Origin of the sequence: Sporosarcina sp. P19 (genome assembly GCF_002743165.1) — a bacterium.
Lineage (GTDB): Bacteria > Bacillota > Bacilli > Bacillales_A > Planococcaceae > Sporosarcina > Sporosarcina ureae.
Map to the genome: position 1 here is coordinate 1 of NZ_PDYR01000030.1, position 3102 is coordinate 3102.

1 rRNA gene is annotated in these 3102 nt (G+C 51.6%); it reads right to left on the reverse strand.

The features are described 5' to 3' along the window. Window positions 1-34: 34 nt before the first annotated feature. A 23S ribosomal RNA gene (locus CSV74_RS16350) occupies window positions 35-2963 on the reverse strand. Window positions 2964-3102 lie beyond the last annotated feature (139 nt).

A 3102-nucleotide genomic window follows, 5' to 3' on the forward strand; every position in this document is an offset into this window, starting at 1 on the left:
GACATTGTGTAGTTCAAGTAACTACTTTTTAAAATAGGTTAAGTCCTCGATCGATTAGTATCTGTCAGCTACATACGTCGCCGTACTTACACCCCAGACCTATCCACCTCATCATCTTTGAGGGATCTTACTTACTTGCGTAATGGGAAATCTCATCTTGAAGGGGGCTTCATGCTTAGATGCTTTCAGCATTTATCCCGTCCATACATAGCTACCCAGCGATGCCTTTGGCAAGACAACTGGTACACCAGCGGTATGTCCATCCCGGTCCTCTCGTACTAAGGACAGCTCTCCTCAAATTTCCTGCGCCCGCGACGGATAGGGACCGAACTGTCTCACGACGTTCTGAACCCAGCTCGCGTGCCGCTTTAATGGGCGAACAGCCCAACCCTTGGGACCGACTACAGCCCCAGGATGCGACGAGCCGACATCGAGGTGCCAAACCTCCCCGTCGATGTGGACTCTTGGGGGAGATAAGCCTGTTATCCCCGGGGTAGCTTTTATCCGTTGAGCGATGGCCCTTCCATGCGGAACCACCGGATCACTAAGTCCGTCTTTCGACCCTGCTCGACTTGTAGGTCTCGCAGTCAAGCTTCCTTATGCCTTTGCACTCTGCGAATGATGTCCAACCATTCTGAGGAAACCTTTGAGCGCCTCCGTTACTCTTTAGGAGGCGACCGCCCCAGTCAAACTGTCCACCTGACACTGTCTCCTGCCCGGATCACGGGCAAGGGTTAGAAGTCCAATACAGCCAGGGTAGTATCCCACCAATGCCTCCTCCGAAGCTGGCGCTCCGGAATCCAAGGCTCCTACCTATCCTGTACAGGCTGCACCGGAATTCAATATCAGGCTACAGTAAAGCTCCACGGGGTCTTTCCGTCCTGTCGCGGGTAATGCGCATCTTCACGCATATTATAATTTCACCGAGTCTCTCGTTGAGACAGTGCCCAGATCGTTACGCCTTTCGTGCGGGTCGGAACTTACCCGACAAGGAATTTCGCTACCTTAGGACCGTTATAGTTACGGCCGCCGTTTACTGGGGCTTCAATTCAGAGCTTCGCTTGCGCTAACCCCTCCTCTTAACCTTCCAGCACCGGGCAGGCGTCAGCCCCTATACGTCATCTTACGATTTTGCAGAGACCTGTGTTTTTGCTAAACAGTCGCCTGGGCCTATTCACTGCGGCTCTCTCGGGCTATTCACCCTACCAGAGCACCCCTTCTCCCGAAGTTACGGGGTCATTTTGCCGAGTTCCTTAACGAGAGTTCTCTCGATCACCTTAGGATTCTCTCCTCGCCTACCTGTGTCGGTTTGCGGTACAGGCACCTCCCGCCTCGCTAGAGGCTTTTCTTGGCAGTGTGAAATCAGGGACTCTGGAGATAAATCTCCTCGCCATCACAGCCTAGTGTTATATGAGAACGGGATTTGCCTCGTTCTCCACCTCACTGCTTAGACACACAACCAACTGTGTGCTCACCCTATCCTACTGCGTCCCCCCATTACTCAAACGGCGGGGAGGTGGTACAGGAATATCAACCTGTTGTCCATCGTCTACGCCTATCGGCCTCGACTTAGGTCCTGACTAACCCTGAGCGGACGAGCCTTCCTCAGGAAACCTTGGGCATTCGGTGGAAGGGATTCTCACCCTTCTTTCGCTACTCATACCGGCATTCTCACTTCCAAGCGCTCCACCAGTCCTTCCGGTCTAGCTTCAACGCCCTTGGAACGCTCTCCTACCATTGACCCTAAGGTCAATCCACAGCTTCGGTGATCTGTTTAGCCCCGGTACATTTTCGGCGCAGCGCCACTCGACCAGTGAGCTATTACGCACTCTTTAAATGATGGCTGCTTCTAAGCCAACATCCTGGTTGTCTGGGCAACGCCACATCCTTTTCCACTTAACAGATACTTGGGGACCTTAGCTGGTGGTCTGGGCTGTTTCCCTCTCGACAATGGATCTTATCACCCACTGTCTGACTCCCAAACATAAATCATCGGCATTCGGAGTTTGTCTGAATTCGGTAACCCGGGATGGGCCCCTCGTCCAAACAGTGCTCTACCTCCGAGATTCTTTCGTTTGAGGCTAGCCCTAAAGCTATTTCGGAGAGAACCAGCTATCTCCAGGTTCGATTGGAATTTCACCGCTACCCACACCTCATCCCCGCATTTTTCAACATACGTGGGTTCGGGCCTCCAGTCAGTGTTACCTGACCTTCACCCTGGACATGGGTAGATCACCTGGTTTCGGGTCTACGACCCCATACTCATTCGCCCTATTCAGACTCGCTTTCGCTGCGGCTCCGCTTTCTCAGCTTAACCTTGCATGGAATCGTAACTCGCCGGTTCATTCTACAAAAGGCACGCCATCACCCATTAACGGGCTCTGACAATTTGTAAGCGCACGGTTTCAGGATCTATTTCACTCCCCTTCCGGGGTGCTTTTCACCTTTCCCTCACGGTACTGGTTCACTATCGGTCACTAGGGAGTATTTAGCCTTGGGAGATGGTCCTCCCGGATTCCGACGGAATTTCACGTGTTCCGCCGTACTCAGGATCCACTCTGGAGAGAATGTGCTTTCGATTACGGGGCTTTTACCCTCTTTGGCGGACCTTTCCAGGTCGCTTCATCTACCACATTCTTTTGTAACTCCGTATAGAGTGTCCTACAACCCCAAGAAGCAAGCTTCTTGGTTTGGGCTCTTCCCGTTTCGCTCGCCGCTACTAAGGGAATCGATGTTTCTTTCTCTTCCTCCGGGTACTTAGATGTTTCAGTTCTCCGGGTGTGCCACGAGTATGCTATGTATTCACATACACGTACTGTCCCATTATGGACAGTGGGTTTCCCCATTCGGAAATCTTCGGATCAAAGCTCACTTACAGCTCCCCGAAGCATATCGGTGTTAGTGCCGTCCTTCATCGGCTCCTAGTGCCAAGGCATCCGCCGTGCGCCCTTTCTAACTTAACCTATAAAAGGTCCAACTTCATCCTAGCGATAGGAATCAGAAGGTTAAAAAGATTGCTTGAATCGCATACATGCGACTCGGTTGATTACTTGATTACTTTCAATGTCGTTTTATCCAGTTTTCAATGAACAAGAAAAAAGT